This is a genomic window from Nonomuraea sp. NPDC050227 (assembly GCF_044459705.1).
In the GTDB taxonomy this organism is placed as follows: domain Bacteria; phylum Actinomycetota; class Actinomycetes; order Streptosporangiales; family Streptosporangiaceae; genus Nonomuraea.
The window spans coordinates 114,559-130,364 of the sequence record NZ_JBITJF010000018.1 but is presented as its reverse complement, the minus strand read 5'-3'; the positions used below and the strand labels follow the sequence as shown (position 1 = coordinate 130,364).

Annotated in this window: 14 protein-coding genes and 1 tRNA gene; 5 read left to right on the top strand and 10 right to left on the bottom strand. The window is 72.8% G+C overall.

Annotated elements, in window-relative coordinates:
* Positions 1–28 precede the first annotated feature (28 nt).
* A complete protein-coding gene (locus tag ACIBK9_RS48660; protein ID WP_397166014.1) occupies positions 29–697 on the top strand; it encodes a pyridoxamine 5'-phosphate oxidase family protein in 669 nt (222 codons plus the stop codon).
* Positions 698–709: 12 nt separating this feature from the next.
* Here ACIBK9_RS48660 and ACIBK9_RS48655 read toward each other — a convergent pair whose 3' ends face one another.
* The 8 genes from ACIBK9_RS48655 to ACIBK9_RS48620 all read right to left on the bottom strand — a co-directional run bounded on the left by ACIBK9_RS48655 (position 710) and on the right by ACIBK9_RS48620 (position 9,394).
* The gene (locus tag ACIBK9_RS48655) at positions 710–943 is read right to left on the bottom strand and encodes a helix-turn-helix transcriptional regulator (RefSeq protein WP_352351976.1); all 234 of its coding nucleotides are present in this window, start codon (positions 941–943) and stop codon (positions 710–712) included.
* A gap of 155 nt (positions 944–1,098) precedes the next feature.
* Positions 1,099–1,174: transfer RNA gene (locus tag ACIBK9_RS48650), tRNA-His, on the bottom strand.
* A gap of 68 nt (positions 1,175–1,242) precedes the next feature.
* Positions 1,243–1,836: an oligoribonuclease gene (gene orn, locus ACIBK9_RS48645; protein ID WP_397166012.1), complete on the bottom strand. Its 594-nt coding sequence runs from the start codon at positions 1,834–1,836 to the stop codon at positions 1,243–1,245.
* Positions 1,837–1,904: 68 nt separating this feature from the next.
* Positions 1,905–3,089, bottom strand: a complete 1,185-nt coding sequence (locus tag ACIBK9_RS48640; RefSeq protein ID WP_397166011.1) for a DUF2510 domain-containing protein — start codon at positions 3,087–3,089, stop codon at positions 1,905–1,907.
* Between the two features lie 46 nt (positions 3,090–3,135).
* Positions 3,136–4,527, bottom strand: coding sequence for a hypothetical protein (locus ACIBK9_RS48635; RefSeq protein WP_397166010.1), 1,392 nt, complete (start codon positions 4,525–4,527; stop codon positions 3,136–3,138).
* A 21-nt stretch (positions 4,528–4,548) separates the two neighbouring features.
* Entirely contained in the window at positions 4,549–6,201 is a 1,653-nt protein-coding gene (locus ACIBK9_RS48630; protein WP_397166008.1) for a protein kinase, read from the bottom strand.
* Between the two features lie 114 nt (positions 6,202–6,315).
* Positions 6,316–8,670 (bottom strand): protein kinase, encoded by a 2,355-nt coding sequence (locus tag ACIBK9_RS48625; RefSeq protein ID WP_397166006.1) that lies wholly within the window; start codon positions 8,668–8,670, stop codon positions 6,316–6,318.
* A gap of 85 nt (positions 8,671–8,755) precedes the next feature.
* Entirely contained in the window at positions 8,756–9,394 is a 639-nt protein-coding gene (locus tag ACIBK9_RS48620) for a pyridoxamine 5'-phosphate oxidase family protein (RefSeq protein ID WP_397166004.1), read from the bottom strand.
* Positions 9,395–9,465: 71 nt separating this feature from the next.
* Here ACIBK9_RS48620 and ACIBK9_RS48615 point away from each other — a divergent pair, with 71 nt between their 5' ends.
* Positions 9,466–10,860, top strand: a complete 1,395-nt coding sequence (locus ACIBK9_RS48615) for a PLP-dependent aminotransferase family protein (protein ID WP_397166003.1) — start codon at positions 9,466–9,468, stop codon at positions 10,858–10,860.
* 41 nt (positions 10,861–10,901) lie between these two features.
* Complete coding sequence (locus ACIBK9_RS48610) at positions 10,902–11,621, top strand: hypothetical protein (protein WP_397166001.1); 720 nt, start codon at positions 10,902–10,904, stop codon at positions 11,619–11,621.
* Here ACIBK9_RS48610 and ACIBK9_RS48605 read toward each other — a convergent pair.
* Entirely contained in the window at positions 11,593–12,723 is a 1,131-nt protein-coding gene (locus tag ACIBK9_RS48605) for a DegT/DnrJ/EryC1/StrS family aminotransferase (protein ID WP_397165999.1), read from the bottom strand. The genes ACIBK9_RS48610 and ACIBK9_RS48605 overlap by 29 nt on opposite strands.
* Entirely contained in the window at positions 12,720–13,802 is a 1,083-nt protein-coding gene (locus ACIBK9_RS48600; protein ID WP_397165998.1) for a GNAT family N-acetyltransferase, read from the bottom strand. The genes ACIBK9_RS48605 and ACIBK9_RS48600 overlap by 4 nt, the downstream gene beginning before the upstream one ends.
* 157 nt (positions 13,803–13,959) lie before the next feature.
* Here ACIBK9_RS48600 and ACIBK9_RS48595 point away from each other — a divergent pair, with 157 nt between their 5' ends.
* Both ACIBK9_RS48595 and ACIBK9_RS48590 read left to right on the top strand, forming a co-directional pair.
* Positions 13,960–14,997, top strand: a complete 1,038-nt coding sequence (locus tag ACIBK9_RS48595) for a phosphotransferase family protein (RefSeq protein WP_397165996.1) — start codon at positions 13,960–13,962, stop codon at positions 14,995–14,997.
* 28 nt (positions 14,998–15,025) lie between these two features.
* Positions 15,026–15,778, top strand: coding sequence for an SDR family oxidoreductase (locus ACIBK9_RS48590; protein ID WP_397165994.1), 753 nt, complete (start codon positions 15,026–15,028; stop codon positions 15,776–15,778).
* Positions 15,779–15,806: the final 28 nt, after the last annotated feature.

Here is a 15,806-nt window from a genome sequence, read left to right as displayed (position 1 = left end):
GAGGGGAGATCCGGGGTAGGGCACCGGTATGTCTGAGCAAGTGACCACGATGGAACGCCTGGGCCGCCGGATAGCCGAACGTCGCGAATCGCTGAACCTGAGCCGGCAGGAGCTGGCCGAGAGGTCCGGCGTGGCGGTCGGCTACGTCGCCTATCTGGAGGACCAGTCCGGCATCTCGGTGCGCGAGGCCCTGGCCCGCCTGGCCGAGGCGCTGGAGACCACCGTGGAGGGCCTGCTCGGGGAGGTGGCCGAGCCCGCCGGCGCGGGGCCGGCCGCGGCGCACCCCACGCTGGTGCCGCTGGCGGAGGAGGAGTGCCTGCGCCTGCTGCGGCCCGGGGGAGTGGGCCGGATCGCCTTCGAGGGCCGCTACGGCCTGACCGTGCTGCCGGTGAACTTCCGGATGTCGGAGGGGGCGATCGTGTTCCGCACCGCGGCGGGCGGCAGCACCGACGAGGACCTGAGCACGGGTGTGGAGGACGTCGAGTACGAGGTCGCGTTCGAGGTCGATCGCATAGAGGAGCTGACGCGGGTCGGCTGGAGCGTGCTCGTCCACGGCTCGCTGCACCACGTCACGACCGAGGACGAGCAGGCCGAGGCGGCGAGCACGGGCGTCGAGCCGTGGGCCGGCGGGCGGCGCCAGCACTACCTGAAGATCAGGCCCACCCGCCTGACCGGCCGCCGGATCACGACCGGCTGAACCCCCGCCGGGTCAGGAGCCGTCCTTCCTGAGCGACAACCACAGTCCGATGGCCGTGACCCGGGAGTCGACGCCGAGCTTGGCGTAGATCCGGTTGACGTGGTTCTTCACGGTCTTCTCGCTGAGGAACAGGCACTGGGCGATCTGGCCGTTGGATCGGCCCGAGGCGATCAGATCCATGACCTCGGCCTCGCGTTTGCTCAAGGAGGTGATCACACTGTCGAACGCTGCGTCGTCGACTCTCATCCGGCCTCCGGGGGCGCGCAGACGGTCTGATCGCCGATGGCCCCCGTGCTTCCGGCGTTAGCGGTAGACAGTGAGCATAACTCGCATTGTCCTGATTTGGGGGCGTTGGCGGGAGAAAACGACAACAGCCGGTCCCGAGGGACCGGCTGTGTGCTTGGGGTGAGTGAAGGGACTTGAACCCTCGACATCCAGGACCACAACCTGGCGCTCTGCCAACTGAGCTACACCCACCATGGCCGCCCACTCCGTGACGGCACAGGAAAAGTGTAGCGGGGTTCGGGAGTCTTTACGCCATCCAATTAGCCGCTGACCCGCTCGGCGAGTTGCCGGGCGGTTGCCGAGTCGGGGCCGGGCTGCGCCACGAAGATCGCCGCGCGGTAGTAGCGCAGCTCCCTGATGCTCTCCTTGATGTCGGCGAGCGCGCGGTGGCCGCCCTGCTTCTCCGGGGCCGCGAAGTAGACCCGCGGGTACCAGCGGCGCACCAGCTCCTTGATCGACGACACGTCGATCATGCGGTAGTGCAGCCAGGCGTCGACCCCGGGCATGTCCCTGGCGATGAACGTGCGGTCGGTGCCGATCGAGTTGCCGCACAGCGGCGCCTTCTTCGGCTCCGGCACGTGCCGCCGGATGTAGTCGAGCACGAGCGACTCCGCCTCGGCCAGCGTGACGCCGCCCGGCAGCTCGGGCAGCAGGCCCGAGGCGGTGTGCATCTCGCGCACGACCTGCGACATCTGCTCCAGCGACTCCGGCGGCGGCTTGATGACCACGTCGACGCCTTCGTCGAGCTGATTGAGCTCGCTGTCGGTGATGACACAGGCCACCTCGACCAGCGCGTCGCGCCCCAGGTCGAGCCCGGTCATCTCGCAGTCGATCCAGACCAGCACGTCACTCATTCGATCTCCTCGCCCAGCGGCTCGGAGCAATCCGCCCGCTTGTTACCCCACCAGCCTAGTGCCCCCGCTTACGCGGGCTTGAGCGAGCCGAGAACCTTCGCCACCACGTCTGTGCCCAGATTGTCGGGAACGGAGATGTACAACAACGTCGGACGCTGCCCGGCCCCGCGGTCCATGAGCACGATCGCGGCGTTCTCCTTCTTCCACTTGTAGCCGTTCTTCTCCGCGACGGCAGTGAAGTCGAGCTGGAACTGCATGACCCACGCGTCATGGTCGCCGATCTTCGTGGCCTTGTTCTCGATCAGCTTGGTCGTGTGCTGCGGCTCGTAGAACTGGGTGCTGAACTGCATGAACAGCGCCTTGGCGGTGTCCTCCAGCGCCGCGGCGCCGGTGTAGGGGATGAGCGCGGCCAGCGGGCCGGCGTAGGCGTTGCCGATCCAGTCCTTGTCGCCCTCGTAGTTCTCCTGCGAGCTGGCCTGCACGCCGCTCGTCCACATCTGCTGGGAGGGGTCGGTGCCGTTGACGTCGCCGTACGCGGGCACCTTCCAGCCGTCGGGCGCCTGGTAGGACAGGCCGCTGCGCGGGTCGGTGATGCGGCCGTCCTGCGGCTGCGGCAGCTCGCCGCCCTGCGGGGGCAGCTCGGTCGGCGGCCCGGCGGAGGGCGGTTCGGCCGTCGGGAACGGCTGCGGCTCCTCGGTGGTGGGCGAGGCGACCGGCGTGCTGCCGCCCCGGTTGAGGAAGAAGATCCCGGCGACCACGATCAGCGCGACCACGACCAGCGCGGCCAGGCCGCCGAACACCCACGGCAGCGGGTTGCCCTGCTTGGGCGGCGGCGCCTGGCCGGGGCCGGGCAGCGGACCGCCGGCCCACTGCGTGGGCTGCTGCGTGGGCTGCTGGCCGAAGGCGGGCTGCTGGTGGGTGGGCTGCCCGTAGCCGGGCAGGCCCTGGGCGGGCTGACCGCCGTAGGGGGGCTGACCCTGCGCGGGCTGCTGGTCGGCGGGCTGCCCGTAGGGCGGCTGGCCGGAGGAGGGACGGCCGTACTGGAGCGTGGGGTTCGCCGGGGTGGCCGACCAGTCGGGGGACGACTGGGGCTGCGGCCCCGGGCCCTGCTGCGGCCCGGAGGACGGCTGCTGCGGCTGAGGCTGCCGCTCCTGCGCGTGGGTGGCGTCCGTCCATTGGTTGCCGTCCCACCAGCGGAGCTGCGGCTCTCCGTACGGGTCGGGGTACCAGCCCGCGGGGGTCTGCGTGGTCATGCCCGTCAGATTAGTAAGAACCGCTTTGTTGCGCATTCAGGGAAGGTCAGCACTTGTAGGTGAAGCTCGCCTTGTCGGTACGCGCCGGGCCCGGCGAGAGCACCTTCAGCGTGGCCGTGGCCTTGACGTTGCTCTTGCCCGACAACGTCCAGCGCAGCGGCACCGAGTAGGACGTCTTGTCGGCGCTCGTGCGCAGGCTGCCCTTGACGACCTCCTTGTCCAGGTTCTTGCGCCACTCGTAGCGGATCTCGCCCACGCCGCCGTTGGTGACCACCGTCCCGGTCAGGACGATCGCGCCGCCGCAGCCCAGCGTCTTCTTCGGCGCCACCACGTCGATCGACCGCACCGCCAGCTCGGGGGCGTCCGTCAGCCTGAACCAGGCCACGATCGCGCCCGCCATGACGACCGCGAAGAGCGCCGTGGACAGGATCGTGCGCCGCCGCCGTCGCCGCGACACCTTGGCCACCCGGCCTTGGGACCGCTTCTCCGGCTGGTGGACGGTCGCGGCGCCGTCGCGTCCCTCGCGCCAGATGCGTTCGGCCGTCGTCTCGGGCTGCCGCACGGTGCCGGCACCGGCTCCCGGGCCGCCCACCCCAGGGCCGAACTGCAGGCGCGGCGGCGACCCCGACGTCGGCACGTGCAGCAGCGTGACGATGTCGCCCTCGTCCTGGGGCGCCGGCGGCGGCTGCGCGGCGAACGACGGCGGCTGCGCGAACGCCGACCTGCCGCGCGCCGCCCGCGCCAGCGCGTCCCGGCTGATCAGGCCGCCGGGCAGCGCCGCGCGTTCCTGGCTCAGCATGGCGCGGGCCGGTTCGAGGCCGAGCGTGGTGGCCGTGCCGGCGGCCCGTTCGAACAGGCCGGCGGCCCGAGGCGCGGTCTGCGTGAAGGACGCGGCCAGCCCGCGGGCCAGCGACGCCCAGCCCGCCGCGTCCCGCTCGCGCGGCGAGACCTGGCCGCGGATCGCGTCGGACAGGCCGCGCTCCGACAGCAGCGCGGCCCCCTCGGCGGTGATCACCACCGTGCCCGGGTGCACCGAGCCGTGCGTGACCCCGGCGGCGTGCAGCGCGAGCAGCGTCTGCGCGGTCTCCGTCAGCACCGACGCCGCCCCCGCCGGATCGACGGGCGCGCCGGCGAGCAGGTCGGCCAGCGTGGGACTGACCGCCTGCGCGGTGAGCAGCCACACCTGGTCGCCCGCCGCGACCACGTCGGCCACCGGGATCAGCCCGCCCATGCCGCCCAGCACGAGGTGCTGGTCGGTCATGACCGTGTTCACCACGCGCTCCCGGACGCCGGGCAGGCCGATGACCCGAGGGTCGAACAGCAGCGCCCCGGCCCTGCGGCCGTCCGGCGAGATGGCGTCGATCCAGTTGCCGAGCTCGGTCATCCACGTGTGCTCGGTCAGCCGGAATCCGGCGATACCGTTCCTGTGGTTGTCCATCCCCCTTGCCCCCCGGCGCGTCTAGCGCTGCTTTCTGTGGCGTCCTGTCATGCGACGTTTCACCGCAAGTGTGACCGGAACCGCGCCGGACGTCATCAGGCCGAGCGCGAGGAGTCCGGCCTGCGCCTTGCCCACTGTGTCCAGGGTGGGCGTCTCGGTGCCGCCGCCCTCGCCGCCGCTCGGCGTCCCGGTCGGGCTGGGCTCCTCCGTCTCCGAAGGCGGCGGGCTGCTCGGGGGCGTCCTGGTCGAGGGCGTCCTGGTGGACGGGGCGGAGGTCTGGGTGGGCGTGGGAGCGGCCGAGGTGGGCTTGCTGCCGTCGCTGGTCGTGCTGTTCTTGCCGGTGATGTCCGGCTCGGGGGAGTCGGTCGGGGTCGGCTTCGGCGTCCTGACCGGCCGCCTGGTCGGCTTCCGCGTCGGGGTCGGCTTGGGCGTCCTGGACGGCGAGGCCGCCGCCGTCGCCGTCGGCAGGACGGGCGGCGGGGTCGAGACGGCCGGGTCCGCGGAGGTCGGCGTCGGGTCCGGCTCCGGGGTGGTCTCCTCGGGCGTCGCGGTCGGCTCCTCCTCCGTGGGCTCCTCGTCGATCACCGGGTCGGTCGCGCTGGGCGTGACCTCGCTCGTCTGGGCCCGCAGCACCGGCTCGTCGGAGGAGGAGTTGACCAGGATCACGCCCACGGCCACCACCACGCCCACGGCGACCGCGCCGATCGCGATCTTGGCCGAGAGCTTGCTCAGCAGGCGGGCGGGGTCGGGGAAACGGGTCTCGGTGAGCGCGGTATGCGTCTCGGCGGCATCGTGCAGGGGGCTCGGGAACAGCAGGATGAGCAGGCCGGCGAGCGCGGCCAGGCGGCGGCGTCCGCGCTCCTCCCAGTCGGCGCCGTACGCCTCGGCCGCGATGGCCTCCAGCTCGGTCAGGAACGCCTCGGCGGACGGCGGCCGTTCGCCCGGCTGCTTGGCCAGGCCGCGTTCGACCAGGCTCTGGAGCGCCGTGGGCACTTCCTCGACGGGCGGCGGCGCGCTCTGGTGCTGGCGGGCGAGCGCGGCGATGTTGGGCGCCCGGAAGGGCCGGGTGCCGGTCAGGCACTCGAAGAACACGACGGTGGCGGCGTAGACGTCGGTCGCCGGCCCGGCGGCCCCGCCCGCCCACTGCTCGGGCGCCATGTACGGCGGCGTGCCCGCGGCGCTCGCCCCCTCGCCGGCCCGGACCGCGATGCCGAAGTCCACCAGCTTGCTGACCCCGTCGCCCTGGACCATCACGTTCTCGGGCTTGAAGTCGCGGTGGACGACGCCGATCGCGTGCGCGGCGGCCAGCCCTTGGAGCGAGCCCTTGAGCACGACCAGCGCCGCCTCGGCCCCGGTCGGCCCCTCGGAGCGCAGGATCTCGCGCAGCGAGACGCCGTTGACCAGCTCCATGACGATCGCCGCGCCCTGCCCCGACTCGACGTAGTCGATCAGGCGCGCGTGGTGCGAGCTCTGCAGGGTGCCGAGCAGCCGGGCCTCGTGCCGGAACCTGGCCACGAAGCCCATGTCGGACCTGAGCTCGTCGTTCAGGTATTTGATGGCGACTTCCACGCCGTCGTGGTCACGCGTGGCCAGGACCACCCGGCCGGCGGCGCCGCTGCCCAGTTCCCGGACTTCGGTGTAGCCGGGGACCCCCCACTGCCCATCGCCGTACATAAACGGTCTCCTCTGGAGTCATTCGGGCCCCCACCCGCATCAAACGCTGCGTAGCTTAACCAGAGGGAAGGGCTTTCCCGCCACCGATATGCCGATATGGCCGAATTTGCGAGGTTAGTCCACCGTGCCGGGCTTATCGGATTGTGGGGATTCCTGCGGTTTGGGCGTTTCCTGTGGTTTTGGGGTTTCTTCTGGCTTGGGTGTCTCTCTGGGGCATTCTAGGGTTTTTCCGCTCGCCTGGTCCGGGCCGCCGGCCGCCTCCGGCGTCGTGCTCGCCGTGACGGTCCAGGTGGTGCCGCACGGGACGGTCCTGAGCGCCCGGCTCACCGTCCTGGTGTACGTGGTGTCGCCGGACAGCGTGAGCCGCTCCGAGCCGGCCGGCTCGCCGCCGAGCAGGAACCCCACGTCCAGCGTCACCGGCCGGTCGTCGGCGGTGACCACCGAGACGGTCGCCGCCAGGCCGCCCTCGCTCAGCCCGGCCCTGACGATCGAGACCCGTCGCACGGCGGGCGGGCAGGTGACCTCGACCCGGGCGGTCCGGACGCGGTCGCCGGCGCGGACCCGTACCGACAGGGTGGAGCCGCAGGGGCGCGCGCGGAAGGAGTGGGTGAAGACGCGGGAGTAGGAGGTCTGGCCGGACAGGCTCGCCGTACGGGTGCCGACGGTCTCGCCGTCCACCGCGAACGCGGCCTCGACCGGGAGCTCGCCGGTGCCGTCGGCGGTCACGCCGACCCGGGCGCGCGCGGTCAGCCCCGGCGCCTCGGGCATCGCCAGCGAGACGAACAGCCCGTTCACCCGCGTCCGGCAGGCCGGCACCGGCACCGAGGAGGACCGGGCGCCGCCCGGCGCGGCGGGGGAGGTGACGACGGTCAGCGTGACGGTCCCGCCGCACGGCCGTTCGCCGAGGTCCCAGGTGAAGGCGCGGGTGTAGGACGTCGCGCCGCTCAGCCGCAGGCGCTGGACGTGGCCCTCGCCGCCCGGCGCGGTCCACGTCCCGGTGGCGTTGACGGGAGCGCCCCCGGCGGTCCGGACGGTGACGGAGGCGCGCGCGACGCCGTCGCCGTCGACCGTGACGTCACCCACGCTCACCCCGAGAACGGTCGCGACGGGCGTCGGCGTCGGGGTGGGCGTCGGTTTGGGGGTCGGTGTGGGGGACGGCGCCGGGGTCCGGGTGGGCGTCGGTTCGGGCGTCGGCGTGGCGGTCCTGGTCGGCTTCCTCGTGGGCCCGGCCGTCGGCGTGCGCGGCGCCCGGGTGGTGACGGGCGGCCTGGAGGTCGGCGGCGGCAGCAGCTCGGGCGGGGACGCCGGCGACGGCGGTCCCTCGGGAGAGGTGCGCGGCGTCGCCTCGGGCGTGGTCGGCGGCGCGAGCACCGCCTCGGCCGTGCTCGGCGGCGCGGTCACCGCCTCGGTCGTGGCCGGCGGCACCGCGACGGCCGCGCCGACCGGCTGCTCGGCAGGCTGCCGCCGGGCGGCGAGCGCGACCACCACCGCCACCGTCACCACCGCCACCAGGGCGGTGCCCATGCCCACCCGCACCGCGTTGGACCGCAGGCCGTGGAAGACCGTCCTGGCCAGGGACGTGGTGACCTCGGGGGTGGGCTGCGGCGGGGCCGGCAGGAGCAGCGCGAGCAGGGCGACCAGCGCGGCCAGGCGCCGTCTGCCCCGCTCCTCCCAGTCCTCGCCGTACGCGGCCCGCGCCGTGGCCTCCAGCTCCTCGACGAAGGCCAGGGCGCTCGGCGGCCGGTCCCGCGGCTCCTTGGCCAGGCCGCGCCGGACGAGCCCCTGGACCGCCTCGGGCGCGTCGTGGAAGGGCACCGGCGCGTGCACGTGCTGGTAGCCGAGCACGCTGGGCTCGGTCGACCGGTACGGCCGGTGCCCGGTCAGGCACTCGAAGAAGACCGCGGTGGCCGCGTACACGTCGGTCGCCGGCGAGGCGGGCCGGCCGGCCCACAACTCCGGCGCCATGTACGGCGGCGTCCCCTCCGGATGCGTGGCCGTGCCCTGCGGCACCGCGACGCCGAAGTCCACGAGCTTGCTCATCCCGTCGTCGCGCACGAGCACGTTCTCGGGCTTGTAGTCCTTGTGCACGACCCCGGACGCGTGGGCCCTGGCCAGGCCCAGCAGCGAGCCCTTCAGCACGGCCAGCGCCGCCTCCGGCTCGGTCGTGCCGTTCTCACGCAGCAGGGCGCGCAGCGAGACGCCGTTGACCAGCTCCATCACGATGCAGGCGCCGTTCGGCTCCTGGATGTACTCCCACATCGTGGCGATGTTCGGGTCGCGCAGCGAGGTCAGCACCCGCGCCTCGGCCTGGAAGCGGGACAGGGCGGCGGGGTCGCGCAGCAGCGCCTCGGAGAGGTACTTGATCGCGACCTTCACGCCCGTCTCGTCGTGCAAGCCCAGCACGACGCGCCCGCTCGCGCCCGCGCCGAGCTGTCTGATCTCCGTGTAACCGGGAGCACTCCACTCCATCGCCCTCTCCCATCAGGAGCCGGCCCACCTGATGAGACGCGTGATCAAGGAGTCGGGTTTGCCAGGTGGTTCCGGATTCATGGAACTACTCCCGACGGAGGATGTGAACCGGTATATCGATACCTTCTGGAAGTGCCGGATCCGGTTGCGGTTCGCCCCACGACGTGACCAGCGGATGCACCCCGGCCCAGACCGGCAGCGCGTAGTCCTCCTCCTCGTCCTCCGGCGCCCCGCTGCGGATCTTGACCGACGCCTCGGCCAGCGACAGAGCCAGCACGGCGGTGGCGGCCAGCTCCTTGCGCGTGGGCGGCCGGACGTAGTCCCACTGGCCGGGGGCGAGCTGCTCGGTGAGCGCCCGCAGGGCCGCCAGCCGCTCGTCGGGGTCGCTCACCAGCCGGGCGCGGCCGTAGACGATCGCCGAACGGTAGTTGACGGAGTGGTTGAAGACCGAGCGGGCCAGCACGATGCCGTCCAGGTGGGTGACCGTGACGCACACCTCGGTGCCGTCGCCGGCCCGCAGCGAGCGCGCGCCGGTGGAGCCGTGCAGGTAGAGGGTGTCGCCGATCCGTCCGTAGCCGGTGGGCACGACCATGGGATGGCCGTCGGCCACCACGCCGAGATGGCAGACGAGTCCTCTGTCGAGCACGTCGTAGAGATCGTTCCGGTCGGTGCTGCCGCGGTGCTTCTCTCGGCCGAGAACCGTGCGCGGGGTGGAGGAGAGCATGATTCGACGCTAATCGCGAAGTGGACCTATCCTGTAGGGCCACTAACCGACCCTTCCTAGAGACCACTTTCGTGCGCACCCACATTGACCTGCCGGTATCCCTGTCCCGCGACTCGGCCGCCCCGCTGACCACCCAGCTCGCCGGCTGGCTGCGGCACGCCATGATGGGCGGCGCGCTCGCGCCGGGCGAGCGGCTGCCGTCCACGCGGGCGCTGGCCGACCAGCTCAAGGTGAGCCGGACGGTCGTCACCGAGGCGTACCAGCAGCTCTACGCCGAGGGCTGGCTGGAGGGGCGCCACGGGTCCGGCACGTTCGTGGCGGCCATGGAGTCGCACGTCCCGCCGCGCGAGAGCCCGTACGAACCGGCGCCGCCCGCCCGCCGTCCCGAGGGCGAGTGGATCGACCTGCGTCCCGGGGACCCCTGGGTGCGCGACTACGACCGGGCCGCCTGGAGGCGGGCCTGGCGCAGCGCCGGCGAGCTGCCGCCCGGCGACTCGCCCGACCTGCACGGCCTGCCGCGCCTGCGCGAGCTGCTCGCCGACCACCTGCGCAGGGCCAGGGGCATGGCCGTCGGCCCCGAGAACGTCCTGGTCACCAGGGGCACCGGCAACGGGCTCGACCTGTGCGCGCTGGCCCTGCTGGCCGGCGGCGGACGGGCGGGCGTCGAGGACCCGGGCTACCACGTCGCCCGCACGGTGTTCGCGGCCAGGGGCGCCGAGGTCGTGCCCTGCCCGGTGGACGAGGACGGCGTGATCGTCGACGACCTGCCCCGCGACCTGCGCGTCCTCTACACCACCCCGGCGCACCAGTACCCGCTGGGCGGGCGGCTGCCGATCCCGCGCCGGGAACGCCTGCTGTCCTGGGCCAGGAGCACCGGCGCCACGATCGTCGAGGACGACTACGACGCCGAGTTCCGCTACGACGTCGCCCCTCTCCCCGCCCTCTACGGCCTCGACCCCACCCGCGTCGTGCTGCTCGGCTCGCTGTCCAAGACCCTGGCCCCCGACGTCGGCGTCGGCTGGCTGGTCGGCACGCCCGACCTGGTGAGCCGGATCGCCGCCCTCCGCGCCGCGGTCTCCGACCGCACCAGCGGACCGGTCCAGCAGGCCGTCGCCACCCTCCTGGAACGCGGCGACCTCGACCGCCACCTGCGCAGGATGCGCCTGGAGTACGCCCGCCGCCGGGCCGCCGTCGTGGAGATCCTCGGCCCGGTCTGCCGCCTGCGCGGCGACACCGCCGGGCTGCACGTGCTGGCCGAGCTGCCGGCGGGCGACGTCCAGGAGGTCGTGGAGCGGGCCAGGGAGCGCGGCGTGCTGCTCGACCCCGCCGACCGCCACCACCACGACCGCGCCCGCCTGCACGGCCTGGTCCTCGGCTACGGCTCGGCCTCGCTCAGGGACGTCCGGCGCGGCTGCGCGGTGCTGGCCGGGCTGATCCGGGATGCTCAGACCGGATTGAGTATCTGAGCGCTGGCGCCCGCCGGGCCGCCGTCGGCAGGGTGGCGGGCATGAAACCCTGGCTCCTGCCGGCCTCGCTGATCGTCACGGCGGTCACCGCGTGGCTCGTCCTGTACGCGGGCGTGCCCCTGTCCACCCTCCTGTCGCTGGGCCTGGGCGCGATCTGCCTGGTCTGGCTGGCCGTCCTGCTGACCTTCCCGTGGAACCTGTCCTTCGCCGCCCGGCAGGTGGTGCGCGACATCGAGGTCTCCCGCGAGACCGGCATCGACGTCCCGGCCCGCGGTGCGGAGGAGGCCAGGACGATCGCCCGCCGCATGCTCGTCCTGGCGGTCGCCGGGCACGTGGTCTCGGCCGTCGTGGTCGCGGTGGTCACGTTCTTCTCCGGGCGGCAGATCGGCTACTACTTCGCCGCGTTCTACCTGCTGGCCACCGCGTTCCGCCCGGCCGGGGCCTACGTCGGGCACCTGCGCGAGCGGGTCAGGACGCTGGGACGCGAGGTCCGCTACCCGCGCCTCGACGTGATCGCGCTGCGCGACCAGGTCGAGGCGCTGTCCGCCGCCGCCGAACGGCTCACCCGGCAGGCCGAGGAGCTCGGCGGCGAGCTCGCGGCCACCCGGGCCGGCCTGGAACGGGCCGACCACGACCTGGACCGCCGGATCACGCTGATGGCCCGCCGCTTCGAGGAGACCGTGGACGGCCTCAACGACAACCAGGAGATCATCACCGGGCTGCGCGCGTTCCTCAGACTGCTTCGCGCGGACCCTGCATAGGCGGCTCCAGACCGCGCAGGACGGGCAGCGAGCGGGCCGCGTACAGCGGGTCCACCGGCAGCACGTGCCGGGCCCACCAGCGCGCGGGGCCCGGGTCCGGCGAGGCGTCGGTGAAGCCGAGGGCGTACTCGTCGTACGGCGGGTCGTACAGGTAGCCGGTGGCCACCCCGCGGCGCTCCAGCGCGGCGACGGCCGCGTCCCTGTCGCGCACCAGCAGCGGGACGCGGAACAGCGGCTGGTCCAGGTTGTCCAGCACGGCGGGCGCCACCGTGGGCAGCTCGGCCAGCCGGGCGATCCCGGCCAGCCGCCGCGCCCGCTCGCCGGGCACCTTGGCCAGGCGCCTGGACTGGTACCAGCGGACCAGCCGCCCCCGCCGGGCGCGGTAGGCCGCCAGGTCGGCGCGTACCCACGGGTCGAACGGCGGCAGCGCGGGCACCTGCTTGAGCGCCAGCTCCAGCGCGTCGGGTTCCAGGGCGATGCGGTAACCCTCGCGCTCCTCCTGCATGCCGAGTGCGCGCATCAGCGCGAGCGCCGGGCGGACGAGGTCGAGCCTGAGCGCGACCTGCCGGGCCATGGAGGTGGCCACGCTGAACAGGTCGGCGCGCAGCGCGCCGGGGACGAGCAGCTCGTCGCGGGCGCGTTCGAGCGCTTCGAGGTCGGCGCGGTCGGTCACCGCGAGCACGCCGCCCGAGCCCGCGCCCGGATGCTTGGACAGGCTGAAGACCCCCGCCTGGCCGAACGTGCCCAGCGGGCGCCCGCCGGGAGCGGTCTCCAGGGCGTGCGCCACGTCCTCGATCAGGATCTTTCCCGCGAAGGCCGACACCTGGTCGGGCAGGCCGTACAGGTTCGTCGTCAGGACGGCGTCCACCGTGGACAGGTCGACCCGGGAGACGTCGATGTTGCCGTCACGCGGGGACAGCGGCGCGATCACCGGGCGCAGACCGGCCGCCAGCACGAGGAAGAGGATCTCGTCGGCCGAGACCGGAGACATGAGCAGCCGCTGACCCGGCAGGCACCAGTGGCGCAGCGCGAGGTAGAGGCCGAGGCGGTTGGATGGGAGCCACAGGCAGTGCCGCCCGGTGCGCTCCGCGATGAGTCTCACCCTTGTAGGACGGTACGCAGTCGCCCGAAAGTTTTCAACGCTTTGTCCGCGGTCTTGAGCAGCAGCGGATTGGCCATCACCGTGGCACGCGTCTTGCGCACCGGCACCCGCATCATCCAGTGGACCCCCGCCGCCACGCCGGCCCTGGCCACGCGGCCCTCGGCCACCTCCAGCTCGCCGTTCTTGAGCTTCTCCTTGTACTCCTTCTCGCCCCGGCCCATGTCGATCACCTGGACGCCCGACGCGGCGGCCGCCTCGGCCATCGCCAGGTGGTGGATGAGCCCGGGGGAGTACTTGGCGTAGGCGGTGTCGTAGGCCGGGAACCAGCCGGCCAGCGTCGTGCGGGTGCGCACCCCGAAGTGCCCGGCCACCGGCACGTCGTCGACGTAGACCATGTCGAGGACGCCGGCGAAGCTGTCGGACCGGGTGGCCAGCAGCCGCTCGACCAGCTCGACGATCCACCGCTGGGAGAACCGGTCGGTGCGCCCGGTACGCCGGTACTGGTCGGTCTTCCAGCCGAGCAGCGTGTGCAGCGGCCCGGTCTCGGCGATCGCGTAGTCGTGGCGCAGCGGCCCCGACTCGCGCTGCAGCTTGCGCGACTTGGCCAGGGTTGATTTGTACGTCTTGCCGGACCGGGCGCGCAACGTCTCGGTGTAGGGGCCCCACCCGTCGCGCAGGTCGATGATCGGCGAGGGGTGCGTGGTGTGCCGCCCGTCGAGCAGCGGCTGGCCGGAGACCAGGTGGTCGAACTCGTAGACCGACAGCCCGCACTCCTTGATCAACCGGCGCGGGTCGAGGTCGAGGCCCTTGGCGTGGACCAGGCCCTGCGCGTCGGTCAGCCCCGCGGCGACCGGCTTGCCGATGCCCAGCGGATGGCGTTCGAAGGGGAAGAAGCCGACGATGTCCGGCCCGTCGTACAGGACGGCCACCCGGACCAGGTCGCGGAGCTCGCCCACGGTGACCGTGAACTCCGGGGACAGGAAGGGGTTGTCGAAGGCGGCGTCGGACTCCTGCAGGGCGCGCCATCGGCTGAGCTCGGGCTGTCCCAGATCGCGAGGGTGGGCAACGGTGACGCGCATGGGCTCCTACTGTCGGCTTACCACAACCTGACCAGCATGCGGTCAGAGGTGTAGGGCCAGGTTAAAGGATGGGCGCCCATGCCTGGGATGTGCCGGGCCTACTGTTATGCAACTCTCAGCTGGCTTTCAGGACCGAGTGGCGTTCTAATGTGTGTCCATGACGGTACCAGGGATCGACTGGCCGCGGCTGGTCTCGTGGCTGGGCAGGAACGTGCCGGACGCCGGGGAGCCGCTGTCCGTCTCGCTGATCTCCGGAGGCAGGTCGAACCTGACCTACCTGGTGGAGGCGCGCGAGCGCCGGCTGGTGCTGCGCAGACCGCCGCTGGGTCACGTGCTGCCCACCGCCCACGACATGCGGCGGGAGTGGCGGGTCATCTCCGCGCTGGCGCCGACGCCCGTCCCGGTGCCCGAGCCCGTCGCCTTCTGCGCCGACGAGGAGGTGGTCGGGGCGCCGTTCTATGTCATGGGGTACGTGCCCGGCGCCGCCGTGCAGACCAAGGACGAGCTGGGGCGGCCGACGCCGGCCCAGACGCGGCGGCTGTCGGAGCGGCTGGCCGAGGTGCTGGCCGCCATCCACGCCGTGGACTACCGCGAGGTGGGGCTCGGCGACTTCGGCCGTCCCGAGGGGTACCTGGGCCGGCAGCTCGACCGGTGGTGCCAGCAGTGGGAACGGTCGAAGACCGCCGACCTGCCCGACTACGACAGCCTCGTGCGGCGGCTGCGCGAGCGGCTGCCCGCCGCGTCCGACAGCACCCTGGTGCACGGCGACTACCGGCTGGACAACACGCTGGTGCGCCTGGCGCCGCCGCCGGCCGAGATCGAGATCATGGCCGTGGTCGACTGGGAGATGTCCACGCTCGGCGACCCGCTGGCCGACCTGGGGCTCACGCTGACGTACTGGCACGACCGCGGGGACGACGAACGGGCCCGCATCCCCGTGTCGGGCGACGTGACGGTGGCGCCGGGGTTCATGAACGCCGCCGAGTTCGCCGCCCACTACGGGAAGGTCTCCGGCCGCGACATCTCGGACCTCGGGTTCTACGTGGCCTTCGGCAACTTCAAGCTGGCGGTGATCGTGGAGGGCATCCACGCCCGCTTCAAGCAGGGTAAGACCGTGGGGGAGGGGTTCGACCGCATCGGCGCGGCCGTGCCGACGCTGATCTCCCGCGCCCATCGCATGCTCGACCAGCCCTGACCCCGCCCCTGACCCCGCGAGGAGCCCCATGAGCACAGTTGCACTCATCACCGGAGCGGCCAGCGGCATCGGCGCCGCGGTGGCCCGGCGGCTGTCGTCGGGCGGCGCGAAGTGCGTCCTCGTCGACCGCGACGGCGAGGGCGTCGAGCGGGTGGCCAAGGAGGTCGAGGGCGCGTGGCTGGCCGCCGACGTCAGCACCGAGGAAGCCTCCCTGGAGGCCGTCGCGCTCGCCGAGCAGCGGTACGGCCGCCTCGACCTGGTGCACCTCAACGCCGGCATCTCCGGGGGCGTCGACCTGGCGAACTTCGACCTGGAACGCTACCGCGCGGTCGTCGGCGTGAACGTGGACGGCGTCGTCTTCGGCGTGCGCGCCAGCGTGCCGCTGCTGGCCAGGTCGGGCGGCGGCGCGATCGTGGCCACGTCCTCGCTGGCCGGGCTGGTGGCCTTCGCCGGCGACCCGATCTACACCATGACCAAGCACGCCGTCGTCGGCCTGGTCCGGGCGCTGGCCGAGCCGCTGTCCCAGCAGAACATCCGGATCAACGCCGTCTGCCCCGGATTCACCGACACTCCGCTGGTGGCCGCCGCGCGGGAGATGTTCGTCGACGCCGGATTCCCGCTGCTCACGGCCGAGGACGTCGCCGCCGCCGTCGAGTCCGCCTTCTACACCGAGACGCCGGGCACCCTGCTCATCGTGCAGCCGGGTAGGCAGCCGGTGCCGTACCGTTACTCGGGGGTTCCCGGGCCCGCGGGCGGTCAGCACCCACCCGCTTCCGATTGACAGCAAGTCTGCTGCAAGCGGAACGATT

Coding starts and splice junctions, on each gene's coding strand:
- ACIBK9_RS48630 (WP_397166008.1), bottom strand. CDS start 6,201: ATGTACGGCGATGGGCAGTGGGGGGTCCCCGGCTACACCGAAGTCCGG.
- ACIBK9_RS48595 (WP_397165996.1), top strand. CDS start 13,960: ATGACGGTACCAGGGATCGACTGGCCGCGGCTGGTCTCGTGGCTGGGC.
- ACIBK9_RS48625 (WP_397166006.1), bottom strand. CDS start 8,670: ATGGAGTGGAGTGCTCCCGGTTACACGGAGATCAGACAGCTCGGCGCG.
- ACIBK9_RS48640 (WP_397166011.1), bottom strand. CDS start 3,089: ATGACCACGCAGACCCCCGCGGGCTGGTACCCCGACCCGTACGGAGAG.
- ACIBK9_RS48620 (WP_397166004.1), bottom strand. CDS start 9,394: ATGCTCTCCTCCACCCCGCGCACGGTTCTCGGCCGAGAGAAGCACCGC.
- orn (WP_397166012.1), bottom strand. CDS start 1,836: ATGAGTGACGTGCTGGTCTGGATCGACTGCGAGATGACCGGGCTCGAC.
- ACIBK9_RS48655 (WP_352351976.1), bottom strand. CDS start 943: ATGAGAGTCGACGACGCAGCGTTCGACAGTGTGATCACCTCCTTGAGC.
- ACIBK9_RS48590 (WP_397165994.1), top strand. CDS start 15,026: ATGAGCACAGTTGCACTCATCACCGGAGCGGCCAGCGGCATCGGCGCC.
- ACIBK9_RS48660 (WP_397166014.1), top strand. CDS start 29: ATGTCTGAGCAAGTGACCACGATGGAACGCCTGGGCCGCCGGATAGCC.
- ACIBK9_RS48600 (WP_397165998.1), bottom strand. CDS start 13,802: ATGCGCGTCACCGTTGCCCACCCTCGCGATCTGGGACAGCCCGAGCTC.
- ACIBK9_RS48610 (WP_397166001.1), top strand. CDS start 10,902: ATGAAACCCTGGCTCCTGCCGGCCTCGCTGATCGTCACGGCGGTCACC.
- ACIBK9_RS48635 (WP_397166010.1), bottom strand. CDS start 4,527: ATGGACAACCACAGGAACGGTATCGCCGGATTCCGGCTGACCGAGCAC.